This window comes from Haloarcula sebkhae, from assembly GCF_014647415.1.
GTDB lineage: Archaea > Halobacteriota > Halobacteria > Halobacteriales > Haloarculaceae > Haloarcula > Haloarcula sebkhae.
The window spans coordinates 162,263-184,766 of record NZ_BMPD01000005.1; the positions used below are offsets into that span (position 1 = coordinate 162,263).

The following is a 22,504-nucleotide window of genomic DNA, read 5'->3' on the forward strand; positions in this document are numbered from 1 at the left end:
TCCGTGGTTCCCCGATAAAAACTCTCGGTCACCGCATCGCATCCAGATCGACGACGACCTCCTTGTCAACGGTAATCCACGTCGATAGCTTGGCAATGCCGGAGAGCCCCCGCGGTGACACGGTACAGCGATCCGGTTCACCGGTGTACTCAACCACGGTCATCGACAGCTTGTGCGGGGCCTGCGTTCGCTCGGTGGTCGCGTTCCCTGCACCGTGCGGGTCGTGCGGGTCGAGACTCATCGGTAGCAGATATATCTCTGGGACGGTGTAAAACAGCTGCTAAGAGGTCTCTATACCGATCCGGAGAGCTATGCTGCCTGTCCAGTGTCGACTTCGCCGTCGATGCGGACGAACCCGTAGTCACACTCAGGGCAGTGCCACTTGATCTTGGTCCCCAGGTGCATCGTCGTGCTCGCGACCTTCCAGAAGTCGCGGTACTCTTCGCATTCAGGACAGTAGTGTTCGAGTTCGAGGCTCATACTCGGTTGTTTTCGCAGGGGTACAGTTGAATTTCCCGGTTCCACGCGGGGCGTCGAAGCAAGCAAACCGCTCGAACCCCTGTCTTCCAGTATGACTCAGAGTGCGTACGAGCCGACCCATCCGACCGAACTGGCTGTCGACGCTGAATCGCTGCCGCCATCGGCGACCGAGACGGCGACGTTCGGCATGGGCTGTTTCTGGGGCCCGGACGCGCGGTTCGGCGCGATGCCGGGCGTGGTCAGGACGCGGGTGGGCTACGCTGGTGGGACCGAACCGAACCCCAGCTACTACTCGCTGGGCGACCACACCGAGGTCGTTCAGGTCGAGTACGACCCCGACGCAGTGAGCTACGAAGCGCTGCTGGACGTGTTCTGGACGAACCATGCACCGTTCTCCGCGCCCCTGAAGCGCCAGTACCGCGGCGTGGTGCTGGCACACGACGACCGGCAGCAGGAGACCGCGGAACAGACGCGCGAGGAACTCGAATCGCGGACCGGGAAGACCGTCGAAACGGCTATCGAAGCACTTGACCAGTTCTATCTGGCGGAAGACTACCACCAGAAGTACGAACTCCGCTCGACGCCAGTCGTCGCCGACGAACTCGAGGACACCTACGGCGACGCGTTCGTCGATTCGACGGTCGCCGCCCGGCTCAACGGCTTCGTTGCCGGCCACGGCGAAGACGACGAACGTGAGGCGCTGTTTGCCGAACTGGATATTTCACCCGCTGCGCTCTCGGAGGTCCGTCGCCGGCTCTGAACGCGGTGCCGGCGGTCCACAGTCGCCACGAGGCTCGGCCGTCCGCGCTCGCCACGGATCTCAGCCGCCCGCGCTCCCCAACGATTCGCCCACGGCTATAAGACGCTGGCAGTGCCAGATTCAACTATGACTATCTATACCGGTCGCGGCGACCAGGGCCAGACAGATCTCCGGAACATGGAGCGGGTCTCGAAGGACAGCCGTCGTATCGAGGCCTACGGGACCGTCGACGAGGTGAACGCGCTGGTCGGCGTCGTCAGGCCGACCGGTCACGACGACATCGACGAGAAGCTCCGGGTCATCCAGAACCACCTCCACATCGTCCAGGCCGACTTCGCCAACCCCAGCCCAGAGGAGGACGACCCGCGGATACAGGAATCCCACGTCGAGACGCTCGAAGACCTCATCGACGAGGCCGATTCGGAGCTGGACCCGCTCGAATCGTTCATCCTCCCCTCCGGATCCGAACCTGGGGCGAAACTCCACCACGCCCGTGCGGTCTGTCGGCGCGCCGAGCGCCGCTGTGTCTCCTTCGCCGCCGAGGAGGCCGGTGTCAACGAGACGGCTATCATCTACCTAAACCGGCTCTCGGACGCCCTGTTCACGCTCGCCCGCCTCGTCAACAAGCGCGAGGGAATCCGCGAGGAAAACCCCGATTACTGACGCTTCGGGGCTTTTTCTCGGCAGGAGACATCTGAAACTCGACGCCACGCTAGCGGCGGCGGTTCGCAATAGCAAAGTGACCGGCCCGGAAGGGTGAGGTATGAAAGCGACCGCGAAGGCACATCCGATTCAGGGGCTGGTCAAGTACCACGGGATGCGCGACGAGGAACTGCGACTGCCGTACCACGACAGCATCTCCGTCTGTACCGCACCGAGCCACTCGAAGACGACGGCCGCCTTCGACCCGGACCGCGAGGAAGACGTGTACGTCATCGACGGCGAGGAGGTCACCGGCCGAGGGGCCGAGCGTATCGACGCCGTCGTGGACCACGTACGCGATCTGGCCGGCATCGATCACGGCGTCCGCTTCGAATCGGCGAACAACTTCCCGACGAACATCGGCTTTGGCTCCTCTTCGTCAGGCTTTGCCGCTGCGGCGATGGCACTGGTCGAGGCAGCAGGTCTTGACATGACACGACCCGAAATCTCGACCGTTGCACGCCGCGGGTCCTCCTCGGCCGCACGTGCGGTGACGGGTGCGTTCTCCCACCTTCGGACCGGCATGAACGACAAGGACTGCCGGAGCGAGCGCATCGAGACGGACCTCGAAGACGACCTGCGCATCGTTACCGGGATGGTCCCATCATATAAGGAAACCGAGGAAGCGCACAAGGAGGCCGCGGAGAGCCACATGTTCGAGTCGCGGATGGCCCACATCCACGGACAGATCTCGGATATGCGCGACGCGCTGTACGACGGCGATTTCGACGCCGCCTTCGACCTCGCCGAGAAGGACTCCCTGTCGCTGGCCGCTGCGACGATGACTGGTCCTGCCGGCTGGGTGTACTGGCAACCGCGGACCCTCGAAATATTCAACGCTGTCCGGGAACTCCGCAACGCCGAAGACGTGCCGGTGTACTTCTCCGTCGACACCGGCGCGAGCGTCTACATCAATACGACCGAGGAGTACGTCGGCCGCGTCGAGGAAACGGTCGCTGACTGCGGCGTCGACACCCGCGTCTGGGATGTCGGTGGCCCCGCACAGATTCTCGGCGAGGACAAGGCGCTGTTCTGAGCCCACTGCCGAAACGCTCCGGACACATCAGGGCTGTTGCCCCCACTCCGGGTGGAAGTTGTTTTGTGCTATCACAAACAACGGTCAGCTGTGACGTCTGCACATCGGCTCATAGCCTTCCACTTCGCTATCGGTTTCGGCATGCTTCTCTTGCTGCATGATGAAGTAATGACAACGCTCGGAACGGCGTCTCTGGTGAACTGGGCGGTCATCGCTATCGCAGGACTGGCAGCGATAGGAATCCTGTATCTCTCCGAACGCCAGCGCTTCCCTGAGCCAGTGTACAGTGCGTGGTCTGCGCTGCCCGAGAGGGAGATAACCATTTTGGGGCTTTTCGGTGTTGTCATGCTTGGAGCTGTCGGGCTAGGTCTGTTGTATAGTTCGACCATTCCGTGGTTCTACGACGTAGGCGTTGGGGCATACGTCAGCCTCATCGGCTATCGAATCGTGTACGGGCTCGTGTTCCCGGTGCCCGAAGCGGCACTCGGCCGCATATAGGGCCCAGTCGCGAACACAGATAGTGTTCACAGAACCATTCAAACCGATTTACTGCGGTACAACTCGGGGTAGAAACTTTGGGGAGGGGATAGCTACAGAAAGTAGTGTAAGATACAGCAGGTATGTCCAACAGTCTGCCACCCGTAATTTCACGCTTGACAGAGCGAGTTAGGAAACAGAGACAGCGTGGGCCTATCGCGGATTATCGGAGGACTCAGCAGCGTCCCCTTCTTGTTCGAACACAAGGCAATAGCTGTGGTCGTACCCGTAGCCGTATGTGCCTTCACCGTGGTCGCGTGAGGAGTTGTCGGCCTGCCACGTTACAACAACCTCTCCTTCGAACCGGAACTGGTCAGCCACCTCGCTCGCCACGTCCCACGCGAGCGTCGTCACCGCTCCTTCGAACTTCATGTTCGAGACGTCGACGAGAACGTGGCCGCCCTTTTTCAGCAGACCGTCGACGTGGTCGAACACGCACCTAAGATCTGCAAGATACCGCTCGTAGTCCCGTCCCGTCTCGGTATAGTTCGTCAACGGGTCTGCATCCATCTCCTCGACCATGTACGGTGGCGAGGTGAAACAGCAGTCGACGGGCGGCACGTCGTCATAGCTCGTGGCGTCCAGCGCGTCGCCGTGGATGACTCGCTCGTGATGGTCAACTTGCTCACGAGCGAACGACGCGACCTCGGCGTCGTACTCGATGCCGTATGCCTCCCGTCCCAGACGTTCTGCGACCCGAAGGGTCGTCCCGAATCCGGCGAACGGGTCGAGGACAGTGTCGCCAGCGTCGGTCCACTCTGACAGAAAGTGCTCGACATAGGCGGCGGGCGTACGTGGGTCGCCGTCGAACCTGTCAGGGAGGTCAAATTCGTACTCGTGGAGGAGGTGGAGGAACGTCTGCATGGCGAGAGCGAGAGCGGGCGAAATTAAAAAGCCGGTCTTTGAACGCTCAACGCACTTTCGGCCTGTACTTGTGCGCGAGTCTTGACAAGACTCGGATAGACGGAGCTTGTGGTGGTTTCTATAACGGTCACACAGAGTTAACTCAGTCTCGCACCAAGAGTCAGATACAATGCGCGTCGCCGTTCTCGGAGCCGGATATGCCGGACTCACGCTCGCCAGAAAGCTCGAACAGACTCTCCCCAACAGCGTCTCGCTGGTCGTCGTCGACGAACAGACAGAGCACCTCGTCCAACACGAACTCCACCGGGTCGTCCGGCGGCCGTCACTGGCCAACGAGATCACTGTCGACCTCCATGAGGTACTCGACTGTGAGATTCGACAGGCGAGGGTCACGGATGTCGACCCGGATGCCGGCGTGGCGACGCTGGACGGAGCGGAGACGCTGTCCTACGACGTGGGCGCGGTGTGTCTTGGTGCGCAGACGGCGTTCTACGACCTCCCGGGCGTGCGCGATCACGCGACGCCGCTGAAGCGCCTCGACGACGCCCGCGAGATCCGCGAGCGCTTTCTCGAACTCGGCGATGGCGACCGTGTGATCGTTGGCGGCGCTGGCCTGTCAGGTGTGCAGGTGGCCGGCGAACTGGCCGAGATGCGCGAGGACAGCGATATCGAGGTCCTCCTGCTCGAACAGGAAGACGCCGTCGCGCCGGCGTTTCCGGCGTCGTTCCAGTCGGCCGTCCACGACGCGCTGGTCGACGCCGGCGTGACCGTCAGGACCGGAACCGGCGTGGCTGAGGCCAATGCCGACGCGGTTACGCTCGGAGACGGCACGGACCTGTCGATGGACCAGTTCGTCTGGACCGGCGGTATCGAGGGGTCGCCGGCGCTCGACGCCGACCGGCCGGTCGTCCGGGCAGACCTCCGACTCGGCGAGTCGACGTTCGCCGTCGGCGACGCCGCTCGGGTCGTCGACAGCGACGGCGAGGCCGTGCCATCGAGCGCAGCGGCGGCCATCCGCGAGGCCCGTGTCGCCGCGGACAACATCGGGACACTCGTTGAGCAGTCACAGGGTAGCCACGGCGAGTTCCAGCCCCGACTGACCCAGTATCAGTTCAACGTGCCAGGCTGGCTCGTCTCGGTCGGCGACGACGCCGTGGCGAAGGTCGGCCCCTCTGTCCTCACCGGGCGCGCCGCGCTGGCGCTCAAGACGACTGTCGGTGCGGGCTATCTGGGAACGGTGGGAGCCGTCCAGAACGCGGTCGATCTCGTCAGTGAGGAGCTGGACCTCAACGATGTTGAAGCTGAACACGAGTGAACACTCAGTAGACAACCCGTTGACCCCTCCAGCGGTGTCTGGTTCCCGTGACTCTGCTGAATCCAGTGCGCGTATCGACCGCTGGTCTGTCGCCGAAAGATATGGAGTGTAAATCCATCGGGATACAGGTAGCAATTCGTGTCAGCTCTTGTTGTTCGGGTCGAAGGCATAATAGACGACAGCCATCGCGACTCCCATCGCGACGGGTCCGAAGCTCCCGCTACCGGGCAACAGAAGCCGAACGGCAAACACGCCAACAGCGGAGACGAAACCGATAAGAAGAGCGTACGGGAGGCGGGACAGCCCACGGACTCGGTCATCTGCCCGTCGGTACAGACTTCGTAGGGCATCCATATATGTGCGTATCGCAGGTGGGGATATGTCTCTTGTCCTCGGGCGTCCCAACGGCCCCGTCATACCGCTGCGAGTGCGACCGGAACGGTAGCGCCCAGCGGCTACAGCTACAGATGGAACTGAGGGTGGTTCTGAATGGGTGCAACAGAGCGGCAAAACAGTAGGCGCGTCAGTCTTCGCCGTCCGCAGTCGCGTTCCCGAGCACGTCGTCGGGTTCGATCCAGATGACGAACTCGTCTTCGCCGTCGCGGTCGACAACACCGTTGATGTAATCGCCGTCGACGGGGGCGGTGTTCACTTCGGATTCGGCGACAGGCACGACCTGACGGACCTCATCGACGATCCATCCCATCGCGCCCTGTTCTTCGAACACACCTGCGTCGAAGACGACGATGAGGTTCTCTGACCCGTCGCTGTCGATGTCCATCATCTCCTTGGGGTTGAGGATCGTCGTAATCTGCCCCCGGAGGTCGACGACGCCCTCGACGTAGTCATCGGTGTTGGGGACGCGAGTGACCGTTTCGCGTTTGACGATCTCTTCGACGTAGTCGATGTCGAGACAGTAGTACTCGTCGCCGAGCGCGAATTCGAGGACCCGGACCAGTTCCTCTGTCTGGGTCGCCTCGTCGTCGATAGCCGCAGCGCGAGCGCCACCCTCGGTCGTGGCGGTGTTGTCCGACGCCATCGCCTCTTCGATGAGTTCCTGGTCCGGCAATTCGACGCCGGTCGGGCCCTGCATCGGGTTGGCCGACGCCGAAAGGTCGTCCGTCGGCTGGTCGACGGCACCAGTGTTGGTGTCGTCGGCCGTTACCTGTGCGGAGGCCTCGGCCGCTCGCTGTGCGGCGGCCATCGCATCAGTATCGCTCTGGCCAGTGGCTGTGCCGCTGGAGTCGGTGGCGCTGCCGGTGTCATTGTCGGCCTGTCCATCGGCTGCAGACGCTTCGTCAGTCGTGTCGTCGCTGGCCGCGATCGCCGATTCCGCGTCGGCGGTCTCGCCTGCCGTCTCCTCGGTTTCGCCCTCGTCGTCGGGCCGCTCACCGGACCCATCCGCGGAGGCGTTGTCTGTCTCCTCGGTGTCGTCGGTAGTTTCTGCTTTGTTCCCCTCGCGCATCTGCCGGATGCGCTCCGCCCTGTCCATACGTTCGTCGTCACTCATGCTGGTACCTCTGTGTCGGTAAAGCCGAACTGCTCGTCGAGTTCAGCGGCGATGTCTTCGAAGACAGCCGCCATGTCACACGATTCCTCGGTCGCGAAGATAGACTGGCCGGCGCTGAACGCGCGCTGCAGCGCCACCCGTTTACGGACCTCCCAGACGGGACTGTCCGGGAACGCCATGTTGAACCATTCGAGCATCGTCTCGTCCTCGGACGTCGTTTCGACCCGATTGGCGACGACGCCGAGCGTGTTGATCGACGCGTCGGTCTGGCGCTCCATCGCGGCCATCTGGTCCATCAACAGCTCGATGGCCCGTTCGGAGGTGGCCTCAGTCAGTGCGGGAATGAGGACGTTCTGTGCGGCGTACATGCCGGTGTCGGTCAGCTTCCCGTAGAACGGCGGGCAGTCGATGATAACGTAGTCGTAGTCGGCGTCGAGCGTCGACAGTGCCCGGTCGAGCGTGTCGAGCGCGTGTGACCCCGTAACCATCTCCGGCGTGATGTTGATAGCGAACGAGGCTAGCGCGGCCTGGTCGATATCCCCACCCTGTGTGTTGACCCGGGCGATGAGGTCGGCGATGGTCAGTTCGTGCTCGGCCTGAAGCATGTCGATGCTGGAGGGGATCACGTCCATCTCCTCGCCCTCGCAGATAAGCTCACCCAGCGCCGATGGATCGCCGGTCAGTGCGTCGAATAGCGTCGGCGGGTCGGCGTCGTACGCCTCGACGAGGCCGACGCCTTCCGTGGCGTTGCCCTGCGGGTCGAGGTCGATAAAGAGGACGTCCCGGCCGCGGTCGTTCAGTGCACCGGCTACGTTGATAGCAACTGTCGTCTTTCCGGTCCCGCCTTTTGCGTTGGTCACACAGAAGCGGGCTGGACCGGTTTTTGATTGCCGGTTCATCATCTAAGTATCCACAGGTCGACTCCGAGTCACTATAAAAATGTGGTCCCGATTATCAACGTCGCAACTGGGGGACGGAGCACGGACGAGACTGAAACACCCGCGAGCGTATGCATGACGGCCGTCTGACGGTGTGCAAGATTTATGATTGTGTAGATTGAAGGGTCAATATCATGACCATCAACCCGCGCGATTACGACCTCGACGAGTTACGGAAGATGGCTCGTCAGCGGGGCAACGGGATGAGCGACGAGGACGTCCCGGACCCGACGGACCTGGACATGGGGCTTGACGACGCCGATGAAGAGGTGCTTGCGGGGAGTTCGTTCCGCTCCGGGCTGTACCGTGAACTGCTGCCGTTCCTCGGTGGTGACGCCCACGAGAAGCCCTATCTCGAAGCACTGCCCGAGACCTACGCCGCGGAGTTCGTGGTCTTCGAATGGCTCGAGTTCCTCCTGATGCACTCCGGGTATAAAGGGGCCGACGAAGCGCTCGATTACTATCGCTCGATCGACTGGCTAACAGAGGACGTACAGGACGACCTCTCGGATTACCTGCTTGGCATCGACGAGTCGGCGACCAACGACGACAACGAACTGAGCGTCGACGACCACATGCTGAGCCTCGTCTACATCGCGAAGCTCACTGCGATGACGTAACCTTCGTTTTCAGCACCAATTCTGTCCGTCGAATCCCCGATACTGAGGGGGACGCAGTATCAGTCACCTGAGGGGACAGCTATCAGTCCTGAATACTAGGGAGAGGATATATATCGGGCGGTCGACAAGGACGACCGTATATGAGTGACGAGGATGCGGACGACGACACCGGGTCCGAATCGGACGCCGGTGTGTCGTCGGACGGCGCTGCCGCTGTTCCGGTCGGGGTCAAGCTCGGGAGCACCCGGACCGTCATTGCCCTGCCGGGCGAACACGGCACGGAGAACCGTATTATCAAGACACTAACGTGCATGGCGACGTACGAGGACGCCCTGACCGGCGAGGAAAAGGTCCTCTACGGCGAGGAAGCGGCCCGTGAGTATCCAGACCGCGTCGAGTACATGCTTCGGTCGGGGCTTCCCGAGGACGCCGACCGGGCCGAGATGACCAAGACGTTCTTCGAGGCCATCATCGAGGAGCACGACATCCCGGCAAACAGCGGCGTCGTGTACGCCATCCCGACCATCGACAATCCGACCGGGCTGGAGAACCTCCAGAACGTCATCGAGAACTCCTCTATCGGGCTGGACCTCGTCGAGAGCTACCCGGAGTCGCTGTGTGGCTCTATTCCGGCCTTCGGCGACGACCTCGAAGCCATCGACGAGATATTCGTCTCCGTCAACATGGGGTCGACGAACCTCGAAGCCTCCGCGTACCGACGGGGCGAGCAACTCTCTCCGTTCACGACGGGCGCGGTGACCGGAAACGAAGTCGACCGGATGATCGCCAACTACGTTGAGGAAGAAACGCAGGGCCGTGTCAACATCGACAACCAGACCGCCCGCGAATACAAGGAAGAACACGCCGACTTCGTCGACTTCGAGCCGTTCACGGACATCATCCAGCAGCCCGGCGGCGGCTCACACGAGTTCACCATCGAGCGCTCAGTGATGGACGCGGTCAACGAGTACCTCGACGACGCCGTCGACGAACTGGCCAACACGTTCCTGCCGGAACTGGCGAACGATTACATGAAAGTGTACCAGCTCGCGCTGGACCGGCCGATCGCCATCACCGGTGGCATGGCCTGCATCCCCGGTATCGTCGACGAGTTCGAAGAACGCCTCAGCGCGGAGCTGAACCGCGACATCGATGTCATCGCTGCTGAGGAACCGGACATCGCACCGACCATCGGCGCACAGCGGATCGCAGCGCGCCTCGTCGAGACCAGCTAGGGATTCCGCCAGCAGTCCAGCCACCGCTCGATTCTGGGCTCGGACTGTGCCATTTTATGACCGCGATCGGTCGAGAGCAGTTCGAATACGTCGGTGTCGATTCCGAGGCTGGTCGCGTCCGTTGCGAGGTCACCACCCTGTCGCTTCTGAGATGAACCCCCGCCGAGACTGGTACGTGGCATATGCTCGGCTACGGCAGCCTGATACCTAAAGCCAAGTCAGACACCCGTCTGCCGGCTGACGGACGGCGTGACGAGACGCGTGGAGTATCGACGGCCACGGCCCTGACGGCGACGCGACAATGCAATTCACGTTGGGTTTATATTAATTTACTACGCCAGTATCAGAATACATAAGTCAAACTCAAACCTTCAGACGCATTCTGGCCCGATAATGGGGAAAATTATCAGGTTAGATAATCTGAAGACAGAACCACCCGATGTTCTCACTAGTACCGGTTCGGGCGGGCTCTTCTCGACCGGATATCTCCACGACGAGCCGGCACTGGCAGCCGTCGACGACGACGAAACCCCACGGTTTGCTCTCACCAGCCGCAAGCACGGCGTCGAAATCGGCACCTCAGAGTCAAGTGAGACTGTGCGGCCGGGCAGCAACTACCGAATGGTCGGCGTCGTGACTGACAAGCGGGTCCTGTTGCTGGTGGGCGACGACGACGGCGACAGGCGGTTCGCCATCCCGCACGTCGATATCGACCAGGTCGCGGGCGACCACTCCCTGGGCCATGGCCAGATCACGTTCCGGCGGTGCGGTGAGACGGAGTGGCGGATTCACTGCGGCAAGCAGGGAATCGTCGACCTGACCGCGTATCTCTCACACGCGTCACAGGCGTGGGTCCGCGTCGAGAACATCTTAGACGAGGTCAAGCGGATGCTGGTGACGGCGACAGAGCAGCGCGATCAGGGAGACTACGAGCAAGCACTGGCGACGGTGCTGGAAGCCGGGGACCGTCTCGACGTGGCCGGGGAGACGGCTACCGAGTTCGGGCCGCCTGGCGATACAAACGCGCTCGAAGACCGGGTTACGACGGTACAGGAGCGGCATATTGCGACGCTTACGGAAGTCCGTCGCAGCCGCGCCCGCAGAGCAGTCGACACCGGTGAGCAACACTGGCGGGAGAACGATTTCGAGGCGGCGTACGACGCCTACGAGGCCGCAAGAGCGGAGTACAACGAGATCTTTTCGCTCCCCACAGAGGACATCCCCGAACTCACCGACATCCGTGCCGAGCAGGACCGACTCGACACTGTTATTGAGGACCTCAAGCAGTCACCGCTGCACACTGCGGCTGCAGCCGACAACGAGGCTGTCGCGGCGGAAGACTCCGCTGTCGCCGCCGACCACTGGGCCGAGGCGCTCGAAGCCTACCGAGACGTTCTCGAACTCGACTGGGGGGCGGACGAACGGCGGTTCGCTGGCGACCCCAAGCGGGTCCGGGACCGATTGGGGACCGTCGCAGAGAACCTCGTCACCGCGCGGCGGACAGTCGCGACGGACGCGATGGAGGCAGGGGACTGGTACGCCGACGCCAGCCAGCCCGACGCCGCGTTAGCGGAGTACAAGACGGCAAAGGCAGCGTTCGAAACTGCCCTGGTAGACGCCAGAGACTGTTATCCGGACGCCACCGACCACCTCGAAGCGGAACTCGATGCCGTGGAACAGCGGCTCTCACGGGCGAAAGCCAGACTCGATGAGGGACCCGTCGACGTGGACGACCGCTTCGACGGGACCGAGACAGCGCCGGACGTGGACATCACGACCGCCGACGAACGCTCGCCGTCTGCGACTGACACGACCGACCGCTCGGATACCGAGACCGGTAGCACTGACCCGAAAATCGACCCGACTGGACACGGCGGGTCGTAGTCCCCGCAAGCCACGCATTCTCGGCTCACTGTCTGTGCTCGTCCACGCTCTGGAGACCTGTGTAGTGATGTGCTATCGCCACAGAACGAAGGCTTCTGCGGGGCCCCATGCGACGAGATAGCATAATTCAGGCGTGTTAGACCTTCTCCCGGCCGAGCCGACTATGGTCAGGAGAAAATTTATATCCTTCAATAGAATATATACAATTATAATGGATTGCACCAACTGTGGCACACGGATGTCATACAACGACCAGACGACAAAGCTCACCGAGTTCGTCTGTCCCAGCTGTCACGAAACCGTCATCGACTGGAAGGCCGAGGCCCGCAACGCTCGCGTCCACTGACCGGTCCCGCTCGCTTTTTCATCGATAGTCCGCTGTCAGCCACCGCTACGGCTATTGATTTTGTCCTCGTTGTCTCTCCATCGTCGTAACAGGGTGGGGCTACACTGTAGGCAGCCACTGATTGCCGGACGGTCTGCTGGCTACAGCCACGACGATAACCACAAGAGCGTGCATATTCGTTCAGAAACGATTGCCGAATATTTTTATATTTCAGGAGGGGATAACGGGTCATGGCAGATTCGCCACGCATCGGCTGTCTCTACGCCGACACCTGTACGGACGAGCAGGCGTCGGCCTACGACTGGTGCCAGGAGGCGGTTGACGGTGCGGAGCGGTGCGCACTTTCGTCGGTCGAGCCCACCGAATACGACGTCCTCTGGTGGCATCGTGACGAACTGTTTGACGAGCGAACCCTTACCGACGCGCCGGCCCTGGCCGCATACGTCCGTGACGGCGGCTCGCTCCTGCTGACACTGAGCGCGCTCTCGGCCGTCGAACCGCTCGGGTTCGAGGAGGTCGCACCCGACGCCACCGGCTGGGAAGAGATCCCCGAGCCGACTGGCCATCTCTGGCAAGTCCTGTACGATGACCACCCGATCCACGCGGACTACGACACCCTTCGCGTTCATACCCGCGGTGCCGGTGTCACGATTCCCTACGCGAGATACGAGTCCATCGCACCACAGTCGGGAGACGTGCTCGCGAGCACGGTCCGGGGCGACACCGATGTCGTCAAGCAGATGTCGATTCTCTCCTGGGAGCCCGGCAACGGGCAGGTGCTGGGTATCGGGTCCTCGGTGGCGTTCGCCCAGCCGACCCACGACGTGTGTCGGGGCAACCGCGAGACGCTCATCGAGAACGCCTTGGCGTTCCTGGCGACAGACGAACGGCACCCGCTGACCGGCCGCCCGAAGGACGTCGACACGTTCGGGCAGTTGCGTGAGCGGCTTACCGATGACCCGAGTCGCCCGTCCTACCACGTGACGCCGCCGGCGAACTGGCTCAACGACCCGAACGGCCTCATCCACTGGAACGGGCGCTATCACCTGTTCTACCAGTACAATCCGGCCGGGCCGTTTCACAACACGATCCACTGGGGCCACGCCGTCAGCGACGACCTCGTCCACTGGGAGGACCGCCCCGTCGCGCTCACCCCCTCGCCCGACGGGCCGGACCGGGACGGCTGCTGGTCCGGCTGTGCGGTCGACAACGACGGCGTCCCGACCGTGCTGTACACGGGCGGTCGTGACAAGCGCCAGCTTCCCTGTATCGCCACCGCCGCGGACGACGACCTCACGGCCTGGGACAAGGACCCGGACAACCCTATCATCGAGGAGTTGCCGGCCGAACCGGAGGTGCTCCGCACCGAGGACTGGGAAGGGGAGTTCCGGGATCACTGCGTCTGGCGCGAAGACGGGACCTGGTACCAGCTCATCGGGGCCGGGATCGAGGGCGGCGGCGGCGCGGCGCTGCTGTACGAATCCGCCGACCTCCGGAACTGGGAGTATCAGGGCCCGATCCTTACCGGCGACCGGGACACCGCCGGGACCGTCTGGGAGTGCCCGGAGCTGCTTGATTTCGGTGACCGACAGCTCCTGCACATCTCGAACTACGAGGACGTGGTGTACTTTTTGGGCACCTATTCGGACGGGGAGTTCGAGGTCGACCGTCGTGGCAAACTCGACCACGGCGACTTCTACGCCCCGCAGTCGATGTGGACCGACGACGGCCGCATCCTGACCTGGGGATGGCTTCCTGAGGCCCGCGACGTGAGCGGCCAGTGGGACGCCGGCTGGTCCGGTGCGATGTCACTCCCCCGGGAGCTATCGCTGGCCGACGACGGCGGCCTGTGTCAGCGGCCGGCCCCCGAACTCACTGAATTACGTGGCGACAACACGAGCTACGACGTGGTGCGCCTCGACGCGGGCGACACCGAGCAGTTGCCGGTCGAGAGCCGGTCGTTTGAACTCCGTGCCGCGGTTCGGCTGGAGGACGCCGAAGCCGTCGAGCTGTCCGTCCTCGAATCGCCGGACGGCGAGAAGCGGACGCCGATTCGGTACTCCTACGAGAGCGAGATTGCCGTCGACCGGTCGGCGTCGAGCACCGATCCGCAGGCGACCGGCGATACCCAGTCGATGCGGGTCCAGCCGTACGACGCGCCGCTGTCGCTGCGTGTCTTCGTCGACGGGAGCGTCGTCGAGGTGTTCGCCAACGAGCGCCACTGCCTGACCAGCCGCGTGTATCCGACTCGCGAGGACGCGACCGGCATCTCGCTGTCGGCCGAGGGCGGTCGCGCGACAGTTGCGTCGCTGGATGTCTGGGAACTGGATTCAGTCTGGTAGACGGTCCGGCCGGATACGTGGAAAAAGGCCGCTTTGAAGTCACTACTCCCCACTCAGTCTCGGCTCAGCCGTCGTAGCCAGCGCCGCCTGCATCGTCGCTTTTGCCGCGCCGAATCAGCTCTCGGTCCGTCAGTGGGAGTTTCTCGCCGTCCAGCGGGATGTGCCAGTGCCCGAGCGTCCCGATGATTCGCGTCCGACTCCTCTCAACGTCGAGTCGGAGCGTTGGGCCGAGTGAGCCGCCGAACCGGCGCATCTGCTCGGACTCGGACAGGTGGGCGATTTCGTCCAGCGTCTCGCCGTCGAAATCGTAGTAGTTGAAGAAGCTCTGGACCAGCACCTCACTGTCGTGAGGGAAGGCCATCCACGAGTAGGACTGGAACGGCGCGTTCTCGGGGTTTGTGGCGACGAGGCCGGACTCGTTCAACGGGACGTAGTCACCGTGGAGGTTCTCCGCGACAAAGCCGTACAGCGCGTCGAAGCCCTCAAGCCCCGGCGCAAACGTGTGGAGGTGGCTGGAAATAAAGAGGTAGTAAAGCCCGTCCCGATACACGATGTGGGGCCGTTCGAGTTCCTGATTGACGCCGACGGCGTCCAGCAGCGGGTCTTCGAGTTCCCACGCAAGCGGCTCGCCCGTCGGCGAGCGAGCGATGCCCACGCTCCCGTTAAACTCCTGTAGTGCGGCGTCGCCACCGCAGGCGTCGCTCCCTTCCGGAACCGGCGCGTTCGCCTCGAACAGGAGCCACGTCTCGCCCGTTTCTGGGTCCTCGAAGAACCACGGGTCCCGGAAGGTGTATATCATCCCGCGGGACTGGTCCTCCCGCTCGTAGCGGTCGCCGTCGGGCTGGAGCAGTTCGTGGTGGGTCCACGGACCCGAGAGCTCGAACCCATTGTCCGTGTCGATGCTGCCGCCGCCCGCACCCACGATTCGCTGGGTGCAAGTCAGGTCTTCGGCTCCCTCCTCACCGGCCGCGGTATAGAACAGATAGACGCTGCCGTCGTCGTCGTACAGAGCCGACCCAGCCCACTGGCGCTGGCCCAGTGCGTCCTCGAACACCGGGCCGGCGTTGTGCCAGTTCCGCCCGTCATCGGAGTAGAAACAGCGGATGGTCGCCACGTCGTGGCGCTTGCCGGGCAGCAGATCCGACGGGGCGGTCAGCGAGAAACAGACCCGATAGCCGTCGACCGTCGCCAGCGTGCCGTCGCGGTTACGGAGAAACCAGGTGTCCCAGATGTGGACCTCGGGGATCTGATCGGTTTCCGGCGGATAGACGATAGGGGCAACGGTGTCGTCGGTCCGCTCGATCCGGCTCGCTTGCTCGCGTGTCCACCCGGCGCGTCCCCTCGTTCCGGGACGACTCTCGCCGAGCGCTCCGTTTGTCATATCTCACGTTGGGCCGACTACGGGTATAAATGTTGTCGGCTGGGTACCACGGGTGTTGTATGAAAAATTTACAATACGTATGTCCTTGCGACGTGGCTGGCTGAGAAAACTGATGGCTGGTCGTCAAGGGAGGCAGAACAGCACGTTACTCGCCCGAGTCCTCGCTTCGGCTGACACCCTCCGGACCGGTGATATCGAGCGGCCGGACCCACTCGTACCAGATGAAGACGACACCGAGGCCGTACCCCAGCGCCCAGACAGCGCTTCCGACCCAGGGATAGCCGAGCGTGCTGAATCCCCAGTTTGCGAGGCCCGGGAGGATGATCGCGGCGACGACCGTCAGCGTCAACGTCAATGCGTCCTGATTGTTCACGGTTGTGCCCTCCCGGTCGCTATGCCGTTCATACGGTAAACTAGGCTCGGACACTCCTGAGTCTGTCGGAACACCGAACCGTGACCGGGACGGAACTGACGCCGTAGCCGTCCCATTTTTATCATCGTATGCCCTACCTCGAATGTCGGGAATGTCTCAGAACCACACAGACCGGTCGTCTTCGGAAGACATCGAGTGGTGCTACGATGCCGTCCATCGTGTGTCGCGGACGTTTAGTCTCACAATTTCGGAACTCAACGAACCGATGGCCCGGGACATCTGTCTGGGCTACCTTCTATGTCGTGTGGCTGACACGATCGAGGACGCCGGTCATCTCCCTCCAGCGGTGCAGACCGAACTCCTGCAGACGTACAGCCGCTCGCTCGAACCGTCGAGCGGGACGACCGTGTCGACGTTCCACGATGCCGTCGAAGAGTGGATCCCTACGACGACGAACGCCGACTGGGAAGTCGTCGAGAACGCGGGCCGTATCGTCGACGTGTTTCACACGCTCGACGACCACTCCACGCGGACCATCCGCGGGCCGGTCCGGGAGCTCGTCGACGGGATGGCGATGTTCGTCGACCGCTACGCCGATGCCGGCGGGCTTCGGATCAAGACGCTCGACGAACTCGAAGAGTACTGCTGGTACGCCGCCGGGACCGTCGGGACGCTGGTGACCGGGCTGGTCTCCCACGAAGCCACCGACGAGCAGATCGCCCAGATGGAGGAAAACGCCCGCTCCTTTGCCCTGCTGCTCCAGCTCGTCAACGTCGCCAAGGACGCCGCGACGGACATGGAAGAGGAAAACAACGTCTATCTTCCGCTTGAACTGCTCCACGAGCAGGGCCTCGACCACAGCGACGTGAGCGACACGGACAACGTCGACTCGCTGGTCCCCGTCATCGAGCAGGTGACCGAGCGAGCGGAGGGCTACCTCGACGACGCGCAGGCGTGGCTCGAAGCCATGCCCGAAACCCGTGGGAACACCCTCTCAGCGTGGGCCATTCCGTTCCTGCTCGCGGTCGGAACGATCCGTGAGCTCCGCGAACGACCTGCCGACGTTATCGAGCAGGGCAACGTCAAAATCTCCCGTGAGGAAGTTCACTCCGTGACACAGCAGTTCGGCGGCGACGGCGACCCATCAATCGGGGAGTTGCGGGCCAAGATCCGCCAGCAGCCGCTCCACCAGTACTGACGACCACCAGAGACATTCCTATTTTTCCCATCCGCCCGGTCGGTTCTCCGGCCGCAGTGCTGTCACCTTTGGTATCCTGAGAAGAACAACTCTCTCAGACAGGACAGCACCGGGCCAGAGGTGTACTGCTCATCCCCTCTGGGACAGAACACTCATGTTCGCCCTGTGTGAACGCCGCCTATGGCCACAGCGGCGTCGGGGCTCTCCGAGCCACAGGTACTCGCCCGGACGAAAGACCGGCTCTTCGCGGACCGCGAGGACGCCTACGTCGTCGCGGACACGCAGTTCGCACAGCAGCGCTGGCTGGACGAAACGCCCATCCAGGCGTCCGTGCAGACGACACTCGCACCGTTCAACCACGTCCAGGTCGGAACTGGCTATCCCGACCTCGTCGGCGTACAGACGCTCTCGACGGACCTGTTGTCCGTCGACCGACTCGGTGACCGGCCGCCGCTCATCGCTGTCGAGGCGAAGGGCTACACGGGCAACGGTGGCGTCGACGCGGAACGCGGGGTCGTGCAGGCCCACGACCGACTCAACGAAGCGAACGTCGCCTTCCTGACCGCACCCCGGAGCGGCATCTCCACCGCCGCGCGGACGATGGCCCGCGAGCTAAACGTCGGCGTGCTGGGCGTCGACTCCGACGGCGCAGTCACGGTTCTGGAACGGCCCCGCGTGGTCGGCCACGGGTCGATGGACGCCGCCTCGGCGATCCGGTTCCAGGCAAGCGCACAGGGCGTCGCCGACCAGAACTTCGGGCTCAACCATCCGAAGAACTACATCGCGGTGCCACTGGCTGTCCACCACGACGGCGACGCACGGGACCTGCTTGCTTCCCATGTCGTCGGGGCCGTCGACGGTGCTATCGCCGGCGCGGCGTTCCTAAACCTGATCGACACCGGCCGGGGCTCGCTCACGCTGACACCACTGGGCCGGGAAGTTGTCCGGTTCGCGCTCCGGACAGTCGGCGACATCGACGCTGCACTCCGCCGGTTCGAGGACTGGCAGCGGTCCCGAAAGCGATTCATCGACGTCGCGCCCCAGTGGGGCCAGCTCGTCCGCCGTGTCGTCTCCGACTATCCGGCCACGGAACTCCTCGTTGACGGGCTCTACACCTGTCACCGGGACGGGTACGAGTCGCCGTCGCTCGTCGAGTTCGTCGAGTATCTCCATGCGCTGCACCCAGAGTTCACCGTCGAACTGTTCCTCCGTGGCAACGAGGCCGTCCGCCAGCGAGTGCTGACCGGGGACGGGGAACTCCGCCGCTCGGAACTGACCGACGGCAGCGTCTACCACTCGCCTACCGTGTTCCAGCTAAAGGCGATCTACTACCACGCCGGCATCGTGACTGATCGGGGCGCTGAACCCTCGAATCTCGACCCCGAAACGGACGAGTGGGCGCTGTGTGACCCGCTCGCGTAGCGACAGGCGTCAAGCCGCTCTACCGACACATAACCCTGAAACGTGGGTAGCCTCTACAGTGATACAATGTCCCAGACCCTGGAGCTCCCCAATGGCGATGTCGTTTCGCCGGACGACGTGTTCTGCTACAACGACTACCCCTATCGGCTCGTCTGGCTGGAAGACGACACTCACGAGTTCGCGCTCTCACCGCTGTACTGGGGCGACAGCGGCATGGACATCTCGTTCCGCGACCGGGAGGCGCTGGTCGACCAGTGGGAGGTCGATTCGCAGGGCCGAATGACGGCTGAGGAGTGGGCGAACTGGCTCGACGACGCGACGGCGGACCACCGCTACAGCGACGACGAGGTCACGTCGCTCGCGGCCGAGCTACCGACGGAGTGGGACCCTGAAGGCGAGGATTCTGACTCCAGTGGCGGCGGTCTTCGGGACCGCCTTGGGCTGTAAGCGCTGTCGCCGGAGTCTGAAAGGTATTAATCCGTTCGTCCTGCAACCCCTGTCATGGAACCACTCTGGCTCGCCGCCGGCGGGGCCGCCCTCGCCGTGGGCCTCGCGCTGGCGTTTGCGATTACCCGCCGTTCATCCAGCAGTGCATCGAAGCGTGCTCACGAAGCCGCACAGGAGCGAGAACCGCCAGTCGAACTCGGTGAGACCTACGAGTTCGGCATCACCGAATTCAGCGATCACCACTCCGGCGACCGCGTCGCCGTCGGGAAAGTCGAAGGGTTCGTCCTGTTTACCGAGGACGTGCCGTCGTCGGTGTCGGCCGGTGACGTGATTCGGGCGAAGGTGCTGTCGTTCAACCGGGATCACACCTCCGCTGACGCTCGGTTCGTCGAACGCGCGTGAGCGGTGACAGCGTTGCGGCGAGGCACGTTCCGGTCGACGACAACTCCACAGTCCCGACAGAGGGAGAAACCGATATGTGCCTACCACGATAAAACAGGCCATGAGCGAATCGGACGGGCAGAGCACGCCACAGGACACCCGAGAGGTCATTATGGAGGCCACCTTTCGGGCGCTGAGCAAGCACGGCTACAAGGACTTGCGAGTCCGGGACATCGGCGATGAGATGGATATGTCCCGGCAAGTGATTCACTATCATTTCGACGGCAAGTACGACCTGATCTCGTCGTTTCTGGAGTACATCATTGACCAGTACGAGGGTAGCGTCGAGGTTGACGACGAAACCGACCCCCGCACAGAACTCGATGTTCGCATCGACCGGTGCCTGTTCGGCCCGGAGTTCGACGACTTTTCGCACTGGGACCGGATGAAGGTGTACCACGAACTGTACGCCTATGCGCAAAACGACGAGGAACACCGGGCGCTGTTCAACGAGCACTACGACCGCCTTCGTGAAAGTATCTCCACAGTCATCGAAGACGGAATCGAACAGGGCGCGTTTCGGGATGTCGACGCCGAACTGATGGGCCAGCTCATCACGGACGTGATTCACGCGGCCCGCGGCCGGCGGATCGCGCTCGGCCACGAAGACGCACCCGACGAAGCCAAGCGTGCCGTCAACGACTTCATTCTCGACTCGCTGTACCCACCGCAGTAGATCGGGCCGACCAGCCAGCGTCAGAGGGGGCTGATACCGACGCTGAGCGCCCACGTTCCGGTTGCCGACGCCGCGACGACGAGCGCCCCGCCAGCGAGCGTCACGTTCTTCAGGAAACTGTTCAGTTCGTCCTGCCGGTCCTCGTCCGGCACGGCCCAGAAGTCGTGCATCGCAATCGCCGAGACGATGAGGAACGCAGCAAGGGCGATCGCTGCGACGACCGGGAAGACACCCACTGTCACACCGAGTCCACCGAGGATGAGAAGCCCGCCGGACGCGAGGACGGAGAATTTCGGTGCCGGGAGGCCCTTGTATTCGGCGTAGCCTGCCATCTGTTCCGTCTGTGTGAAGTGGCTCAGGCCGGTGAACGCGAGTACGCCGCCGAAGAGGACGCGGCCGACGACGAGCAACACGACGTTGAGTTCGGGTGCCATCACAAACTCACCACCGAGACTGCACGAGCGTTTCCAACAGTACGGTTCGGGATTGTAGCGGGAGTCATTGGAGTAGTAGATTTTGGCTGCATCGTTAGAGTTCCGGTACGTCTGACGGCATATCGAAGTCGTGGTAGTACTCGCCTTTCTCCTTCGAGAGAATGTCGAGGACGGCGGCAGCTCCGTCACCGGCCGCGATGACCGCTTGCCACTTCTCCGCTCGACCCATCGCCCCTGTCGCGTACACGTTCTCGACGGACGTTTCCATGTCGACAGTCACATCGACGACATCCTCATCGGTGAACGTACAGCCGAGGTCTTCGGCGAGGCTACGGTCACCACCAGTTGCGAGGACGACGTACTCCGCGGTGTACTCGTCGTCGTCCGTCGTGAGGACGAACCCATCGTCGGTCTGGTCGATGGCCGTTACTTCCGTCTCGTACAACGTCGCGCCGCGGTCACGGGCCTGCCCGCGAGCGATCGTGAGGAACTCCTCGCCGCTAATGGAGCGCACTGCGGGGTAGTTGAACAGGTGCGCCTTGTGCATCCACGACTCGTCCGTATCGAAGGTGATCGTTTCGAGGTCGTTCTTCGCCGCGTACTGTGCCGCGCTCAGGCCGGCGGGACCGCCGCCGACAACTGCTACGTCTGCCATGTCTCACAGCACGGACCGCCCACAGAAGAGTTTTACCATCTGGTAAAATATAGTCGAAGCCTCACGTCTGGCCCTGAGACATCCTATATCGCCCCTTATAGAACGTACGGGCCGCGCTGTCGGATCGGCTCGCCGTGCGGGCGGCCCGAGACGGCGACGACACGAAGCGACTCATCGCTTTGGAGTGTCACCGACCGCTCGTCAGTGACCGGTAGGAAATCACCGTCGGAGAACGACTGTCCCGCGACCGTTCCGCTACCGGTGACACCATAGAGGAATCCTGACCACTCCGCGGGGACCGACCACGTCCACGCGTCGGCCACAGATACATCCAGATATTCCATCAGCGTATGGAGGCTGATCGGTGAGCCCTCGCCGATGACTGTCGTGACCGCCGCACCGTCCTGTTCCGTTGTCGGGAGCGCGTCGGCCGTGGCGTCAACGTAGTCCGGGTCAGCGTCCTTCTTCGCCTGCGGCAGATTCACCCAGAGCTGTAGTCCGGTGCAGGCCTGCCCGTCGGCGGGGAATTCGGAGTGGCGTATCCCACTGCCGGTCGTGATACGCATCGCGTCGTTCTCGTATGCAGTGTTTGCGACGCCCAGCGAATCCTCGTGTTCCATCCCACCCTCGATCATGTACGAGACGATCTCGAACCCGCGATGCGGATGCATCGGGAACCCCTTGTCGGGGTCGATGTAGAACTGCTCGAACAGGACAAACGGGTCCAGATTGGACGGATAGCTCTCCGTCGGAAACGCACGGTTCGAATTCACGCCCGTCCCATGCCGGACCATCTCTCCGGATAGCGGCCCGTCAGCCGACGCCTGCGACTCACTTTCGGTCATATGCTGCTTTGTTTACCGAGCGGTAAAAACTGTCGGGCTGCGCGTAACCGATCGCTATCTGTA

The 22,504-nt window shown here is 62.8% G+C and carries 27 protein-coding genes; 15 read left to right on the top strand and 12 right to left on the bottom strand.

All coding sequences use genetic code 11. The features are described from left to right. Nucleotides 1-28: 28 nt before the first annotated feature. Both IEY38_RS15065 and IEY38_RS15070 read right to left on the bottom strand, forming a co-directional pair. Nucleotides 29-241, bottom strand: coding sequence for a DUF7511 domain-containing protein (locus IEY38_RS15065; protein WP_188979147.1), 213 nt, complete (start codon nt 239-241; stop codon nt 29-31). Between the two features lie 68 nt (nt 242-309). Further along, nucleotides 310-480 carry a DUF7838 family putative zinc beta-ribbon protein gene (locus IEY38_RS15070; RefSeq protein ID WP_005538215.1) on the bottom strand — a complete coding sequence of 57 codons (171 nt, stop codon included), beginning with the start codon at nt 478-480 and terminating at the stop codon, nt 310-312. Between the two features lie 91 nt (nt 481-571). On the opposite strand from IEY38_RS15070, the gene msrA reads away from it, so the two are divergent. The 4 genes from msrA to IEY38_RS15090 all read left to right on the top strand — a co-directional run bounded on the left by msrA (nt 572) and on the right by IEY38_RS15090 (nt 3,476). Beyond that, complete coding sequence (gene msrA, locus IEY38_RS15075) at nt 572-1,240, top strand: peptide-methionine (S)-S-oxide reductase MsrA (protein WP_188979149.1); 669 nt, start codon at nt 572-574, stop codon at nt 1,238-1,240. A gap of 126 nt (nt 1,241-1,366) precedes the next feature. After that, nucleotides 1,367-1,903: a cob(I)yrinic acid a,c-diamide adenosyltransferase gene (locus IEY38_RS15080; protein ID WP_005538217.1), complete on the top strand. Its 537-nt coding sequence runs from the start codon at nt 1,367-1,369 to the stop codon at nt 1,901-1,903. Nucleotides 1,904-2,003: 100 nt separating this feature from the next. Next, complete coding sequence (gene mvaD / locus IEY38_RS15085; protein WP_188979151.1) at nt 2,004-2,978, top strand: phosphomevalonate decarboxylase MvaD; 975 nt, start codon at nt 2,004-2,006, stop codon at nt 2,976-2,978. 90 nt (nt 2,979-3,068) lie between these two features. Then, nucleotides 3,069-3,476: a hypothetical protein gene (locus IEY38_RS15090; protein ID WP_188979153.1), complete on the top strand. Its 408-nt coding sequence runs from the start codon at nt 3,069-3,071 to the stop codon at nt 3,474-3,476. A 192-nt stretch (nt 3,477-3,668) separates the two neighbouring features. Here the strand turns inward: IEY38_RS15090 and IEY38_RS21770 are convergent, their stop codons facing one another. Next, nucleotides 3,669-4,379, bottom strand: coding sequence for a TRM11 family SAM-dependent methyltransferase (locus tag IEY38_RS21770; RefSeq protein ID WP_188979155.1), 711 nt, complete (start codon nt 4,377-4,379; stop codon nt 3,669-3,671). Nucleotides 4,380-4,548: 169 nt separating this feature from the next. Here IEY38_RS21770 and IEY38_RS15100 point away from each other — a divergent pair, with 169 nt between their 5' ends. Further along, nucleotides 4,549-5,694 carry an NAD(P)/FAD-dependent oxidoreductase gene (locus tag IEY38_RS15100; RefSeq protein WP_188979157.1) on the top strand — a complete coding sequence of 382 codons (1,146 nt, stop codon included), beginning with the start codon at nt 4,549-4,551 and terminating at the stop codon, nt 5,692-5,694. Nucleotides 5,695-5,835: 141 nt separating this feature from the next. Here the strand turns inward: IEY38_RS15100 and IEY38_RS15105 are convergent, their stop codons facing one another. The 3 genes from IEY38_RS15105 to IEY38_RS15115 form a co-directional block, all read right to left on the bottom strand. Then, nucleotides 5,836-6,048, bottom strand: a complete 213-nt coding sequence (locus tag IEY38_RS15105) for a hypothetical protein (protein ID WP_188979159.1) — start codon at nt 6,046-6,048, stop codon at nt 5,836-5,838. A gap of 169 nt (nt 6,049-6,217) precedes the next feature. Further along, on the bottom strand, nt 6,218-7,204 hold the full coding sequence (locus tag IEY38_RS15110) for a chemotaxis protein CheW (protein WP_188979161.1): 987 nt from the start codon (nt 7,202-7,204) through the stop codon (nt 6,218-6,220). Beyond that, on the bottom strand, nt 7,201-8,106 hold the full coding sequence (locus IEY38_RS15115) for a ParA family protein (protein WP_188979163.1): 906 nt from the start codon (nt 8,104-8,106) through the stop codon (nt 7,201-7,203). Before IEY38_RS15115 ends, IEY38_RS15110 begins: the two co-directional genes overlap by 4 nt. Nucleotides 8,107-8,276: 170 nt before the next feature. Between IEY38_RS15115 and IEY38_RS15120 the strand changes: the two genes are divergently transcribed. Further along, entirely contained in the window at nt 8,277-8,762 is a 486-nt protein-coding gene (locus IEY38_RS15120; protein ID WP_188979165.1) for a FlaD/FlaE family flagellar protein, read from the top strand. Nucleotides 8,763-8,902: 140 nt separating this feature from the next. Beyond that, nucleotides 8,903-9,997, top strand: coding sequence for a rod shape-determining protein (locus IEY38_RS15125; RefSeq protein ID WP_005538227.1), 1,095 nt, complete (start codon nt 8,903-8,905; stop codon nt 9,995-9,997). On the opposite strand, the gene IEY38_RS15130 is transcribed toward IEY38_RS15125, so the two are convergent. Then, a complete protein-coding gene (locus IEY38_RS15130; protein ID WP_170095711.1) occupies nt 9,994-10,179 on the bottom strand; it encodes a hypothetical protein in 186 nt (61 codons plus the stop codon). The two genes, IEY38_RS15125 and IEY38_RS15130, sit on opposite strands and share 4 nt — an antisense overlap. 211 nt (nt 10,180-10,390) lie before the next feature. Here IEY38_RS15130 and IEY38_RS15135 point away from each other — a divergent pair, with 211 nt between their 5' ends. The 3 genes from IEY38_RS15135 to IEY38_RS15140 all read left to right on the top strand — a co-directional run bounded on the left by IEY38_RS15135 (nt 10,391) and on the right by IEY38_RS15140 (nt 14,569). Then, nucleotides 10,391-11,881: a hypothetical protein gene (locus IEY38_RS15135; RefSeq protein ID WP_188979167.1), complete on the top strand. Its 1,491-nt coding sequence runs from the start codon at nt 10,391-10,393 to the stop codon at nt 11,879-11,881. A 211-nt stretch (nt 11,882-12,092) separates the two neighbouring features. After that, on the top strand, nt 12,093-12,227 hold the full coding sequence (locus tag IEY38_RS21680; protein WP_023843340.1) for a hypothetical protein: 135 nt from the start codon (nt 12,093-12,095) through the stop codon (nt 12,225-12,227). A gap of 230 nt (nt 12,228-12,457) precedes the next feature. After that, nucleotides 12,458-14,569 carry a GH32 C-terminal domain-containing protein gene (locus tag IEY38_RS15140; RefSeq protein WP_188979169.1) on the top strand — a complete coding sequence of 704 codons (2,112 nt, stop codon included), beginning with the start codon at nt 12,458-12,460 and terminating at the stop codon, nt 14,567-14,569. Nucleotides 14,570-14,633: 64 nt separating this feature from the next. Here IEY38_RS15140 and IEY38_RS15145 read toward each other — a convergent pair whose 3' ends face one another. Together IEY38_RS15145 and IEY38_RS15150 are read right to left on the bottom strand one after the other, a co-directional pair. Beyond that, on the bottom strand, nt 14,634-15,950 hold the full coding sequence (locus IEY38_RS15145) for a glycoside hydrolase family 68 protein (RefSeq protein WP_188979171.1): 1,317 nt from the start codon (nt 15,948-15,950) through the stop codon (nt 14,634-14,636). Between the two features lie 145 nt (nt 15,951-16,095). After that, nucleotides 16,096-16,323 (bottom strand): hypothetical protein, encoded by a 228-nt coding sequence (locus tag IEY38_RS15150; protein WP_170095715.1) that lies wholly within the window; start codon nt 16,321-16,323, stop codon nt 16,096-16,098. Between the two features lie 151 nt (nt 16,324-16,474). Here IEY38_RS15150 and IEY38_RS15155 point away from each other — a divergent pair, with 151 nt between their 5' ends. The 5 genes from IEY38_RS15155 to IEY38_RS15175 all read left to right on the top strand — a co-directional run bounded on the left by IEY38_RS15155 (nt 16,475) and on the right by IEY38_RS15175 (nt 20,507). After that, nucleotides 16,475-17,521: a phytoene/squalene synthase family protein gene (locus IEY38_RS15155; protein WP_005538233.1), complete on the top strand. Its 1,047-nt coding sequence runs from the start codon at nt 16,475-16,477 to the stop codon at nt 17,519-17,521. A gap of 180 nt (nt 17,522-17,701) precedes the next feature. Continuing rightward, nucleotides 17,702-18,943 carry a hypothetical protein gene (locus IEY38_RS15160; RefSeq protein ID WP_188979172.1) on the top strand — a complete coding sequence of 414 codons (1,242 nt, stop codon included), beginning with the start codon at nt 17,702-17,704 and terminating at the stop codon, nt 18,941-18,943. Nucleotides 18,944-19,009: 66 nt separating this feature from the next. After that, the gene (locus IEY38_RS15165) at nt 19,010-19,390 is read left to right on the top strand and encodes a hypothetical protein (protein WP_188979174.1); all 381 of its coding nucleotides are present in this window, start codon (nt 19,010-19,012) and stop codon (nt 19,388-19,390) included. Between the two features lie 54 nt (nt 19,391-19,444). Next, the gene (locus tag IEY38_RS15170) at nt 19,445-19,792 is read left to right on the top strand and encodes a TRAM domain-containing protein (protein ID WP_005538238.1); all 348 of its coding nucleotides are present in this window, start codon (nt 19,445-19,447) and stop codon (nt 19,790-19,792) included. A gap of 100 nt (nt 19,793-19,892) precedes the next feature. Beyond that, a complete protein-coding gene (locus IEY38_RS15175) occupies nt 19,893-20,507 on the top strand; it encodes a TetR/AcrR family transcriptional regulator (protein ID WP_170095719.1) in 615 nt (204 codons plus the stop codon). 20 nt (nt 20,508-20,527) lie between these two features. Here IEY38_RS15175 and IEY38_RS15180 read toward each other — a convergent pair whose 3' ends face one another. The 3 genes from IEY38_RS15180 to IEY38_RS15190 all read right to left on the bottom strand — a co-directional run bounded on the left by IEY38_RS15180 (nt 20,528) and on the right by IEY38_RS15190 (nt 22,441). Continuing rightward, entirely contained in the window at nt 20,528-20,941 is a 414-nt protein-coding gene (locus IEY38_RS15180) for a DoxX family membrane protein (RefSeq protein WP_005538241.1), read from the bottom strand. A 94-nt stretch (nt 20,942-21,035) separates the two neighbouring features. Further along, nucleotides 21,036-21,596, bottom strand: a complete 561-nt coding sequence (locus tag IEY38_RS15185; protein WP_188979176.1) for an NAD(P)/FAD-dependent oxidoreductase — start codon at nt 21,594-21,596, stop codon at nt 21,036-21,038. Nucleotides 21,597-21,691: 95 nt separating this feature from the next. Next, nucleotides 21,692-22,441: a pirin family protein gene (locus IEY38_RS15190; protein ID WP_188979178.1), complete on the bottom strand. Its 750-nt coding sequence runs from the start codon at nt 22,439-22,441 to the stop codon at nt 21,692-21,694. Nucleotides 22,442-22,504: the final 63 nt, after the last annotated feature.

What these genes read in the sequence shown, in the direction of transcription:
- IEY38_RS21680 (WP_023843340.1), top strand. Translation starts at nt 12,093, where the DNA reads ATGGATTGCACCAACTGTGGCACACGGATGTCATACAACGACCAGACG.
- IEY38_RS15190 (WP_188979178.1), bottom strand. Translation starts at nt 22,441, where the DNA reads ATGACCGAAAGTGAGTCGCAGGCGTCGGCTGACGGGCCGCTATCCGGA.
- IEY38_RS15100 (WP_188979157.1), top strand. Translation starts at nt 4,549, where the DNA reads ATGCGCGTCGCCGTTCTCGGAGCCGGATATGCCGGACTCACGCTCGCC.
- IEY38_RS15120 (WP_188979165.1), top strand. Translation starts at nt 8,277, where the DNA reads ATGACCATCAACCCGCGCGATTACGACCTCGACGAGTTACGGAAGATG.
- IEY38_RS15130 (WP_170095711.1), bottom strand. Translation starts at nt 10,179, where the DNA reads ATGCCACGTACCAGTCTCGGCGGGGGTTCATCTCAGAAGCGACAGGGT.
- IEY38_RS15065 (WP_188979147.1), bottom strand. Translation starts at nt 241, where the DNA reads ATGAGTCTCGACCCGCACGACCCGCACGGTGCAGGGAACGCGACCACC.
- IEY38_RS15110 (WP_188979161.1), bottom strand. Translation starts at nt 7,204, where the DNA reads ATGAGTGACGACGAACGTATGGACAGGGCGGAGCGCATCCGGCAGATG.
- IEY38_RS15145 (WP_188979171.1), bottom strand. Translation starts at nt 15,950, where the DNA reads ATGACAAACGGAGCGCTCGGCGAGAGTCGTCCCGGAACGAGGGGACGC.
- IEY38_RS15185 (WP_188979176.1), bottom strand. Translation starts at nt 21,596, where the DNA reads ATGGCAGACGTAGCAGTTGTCGGCGGCGGTCCCGCCGGCCTGAGCGCG.
- IEY38_RS15135 (WP_188979167.1), top strand. Translation starts at nt 10,391, where the DNA reads ATGGGGAAAATTATCAGGTTAGATAATCTGAAGACAGAACCACCCGAT.
- IEY38_RS15180 (WP_005538241.1), bottom strand. Translation starts at nt 20,941, where the DNA reads ATGGCACCCGAACTCAACGTCGTGTTGCTCGTCGTCGGCCGCGTCCTC.
- IEY38_RS15155 (WP_005538233.1), top strand. Translation starts at nt 16,475, where the DNA reads ATGTCTCAGAACCACACAGACCGGTCGTCTTCGGAAGACATCGAGTGG.
- IEY38_RS21770 (WP_188979155.1), bottom strand. Translation starts at nt 4,379, where the DNA reads ATGCAGACGTTCCTCCACCTCCTCCACGAGTACGAATTTGACCTCCCT.
- IEY38_RS15080 (WP_005538217.1), top strand. Translation starts at nt 1,367, where the DNA reads ATGACTATCTATACCGGTCGCGGCGACCAGGGCCAGACAGATCTCCGG.
- IEY38_RS15140 (WP_188979169.1), top strand. Translation starts at nt 12,458, where the DNA reads ATGGCAGATTCGCCACGCATCGGCTGTCTCTACGCCGACACCTGTACG.
- IEY38_RS15115 (WP_188979163.1), bottom strand. Translation starts at nt 8,106, where the DNA reads ATGATGAACCGGCAATCAAAAACCGGTCCAGCCCGCTTCTGTGTGACC.
- IEY38_RS15070 (WP_005538215.1), bottom strand. Translation starts at nt 480, where the DNA reads ATGAGCCTCGAACTCGAACACTACTGTCCTGAATGCGAAGAGTACCGC.
- IEY38_RS15160 (WP_188979172.1), top strand. Translation starts at nt 17,702, where the DNA reads ATGGCCACAGCGGCGTCGGGGCTCTCCGAGCCACAGGTACTCGCCCGG.
- IEY38_RS15170 (WP_005538238.1), top strand. Translation starts at nt 19,445, where the DNA reads ATGGAACCACTCTGGCTCGCCGCCGGCGGGGCCGCCCTCGCCGTGGGC.
- msrA (WP_188979149.1), top strand. Translation starts at nt 572, where the DNA reads ATGACTCAGAGTGCGTACGAGCCGACCCATCCGACCGAACTGGCTGTC.
- IEY38_RS15165 (WP_188979174.1), top strand. Translation starts at nt 19,010, where the DNA reads ATGTCCCAGACCCTGGAGCTCCCCAATGGCGATGTCGTTTCGCCGGAC.
- IEY38_RS15125 (WP_005538227.1), top strand. Translation starts at nt 8,903, where the DNA reads ATGAGTGACGAGGATGCGGACGACGACACCGGGTCCGAATCGGACGCC.
- IEY38_RS15105 (WP_188979159.1), bottom strand. Translation starts at nt 6,048, where the DNA reads ATGGATGCCCTACGAAGTCTGTACCGACGGGCAGATGACCGAGTCCGT.
- IEY38_RS15175 (WP_170095719.1), top strand. Translation starts at nt 19,893, where the DNA reads ATGAGCGAATCGGACGGGCAGAGCACGCCACAGGACACCCGAGAGGTC.
- mvaD (WP_188979151.1), top strand. Translation starts at nt 2,004, where the DNA reads ATGAAAGCGACCGCGAAGGCACATCCGATTCAGGGGCTGGTCAAGTAC.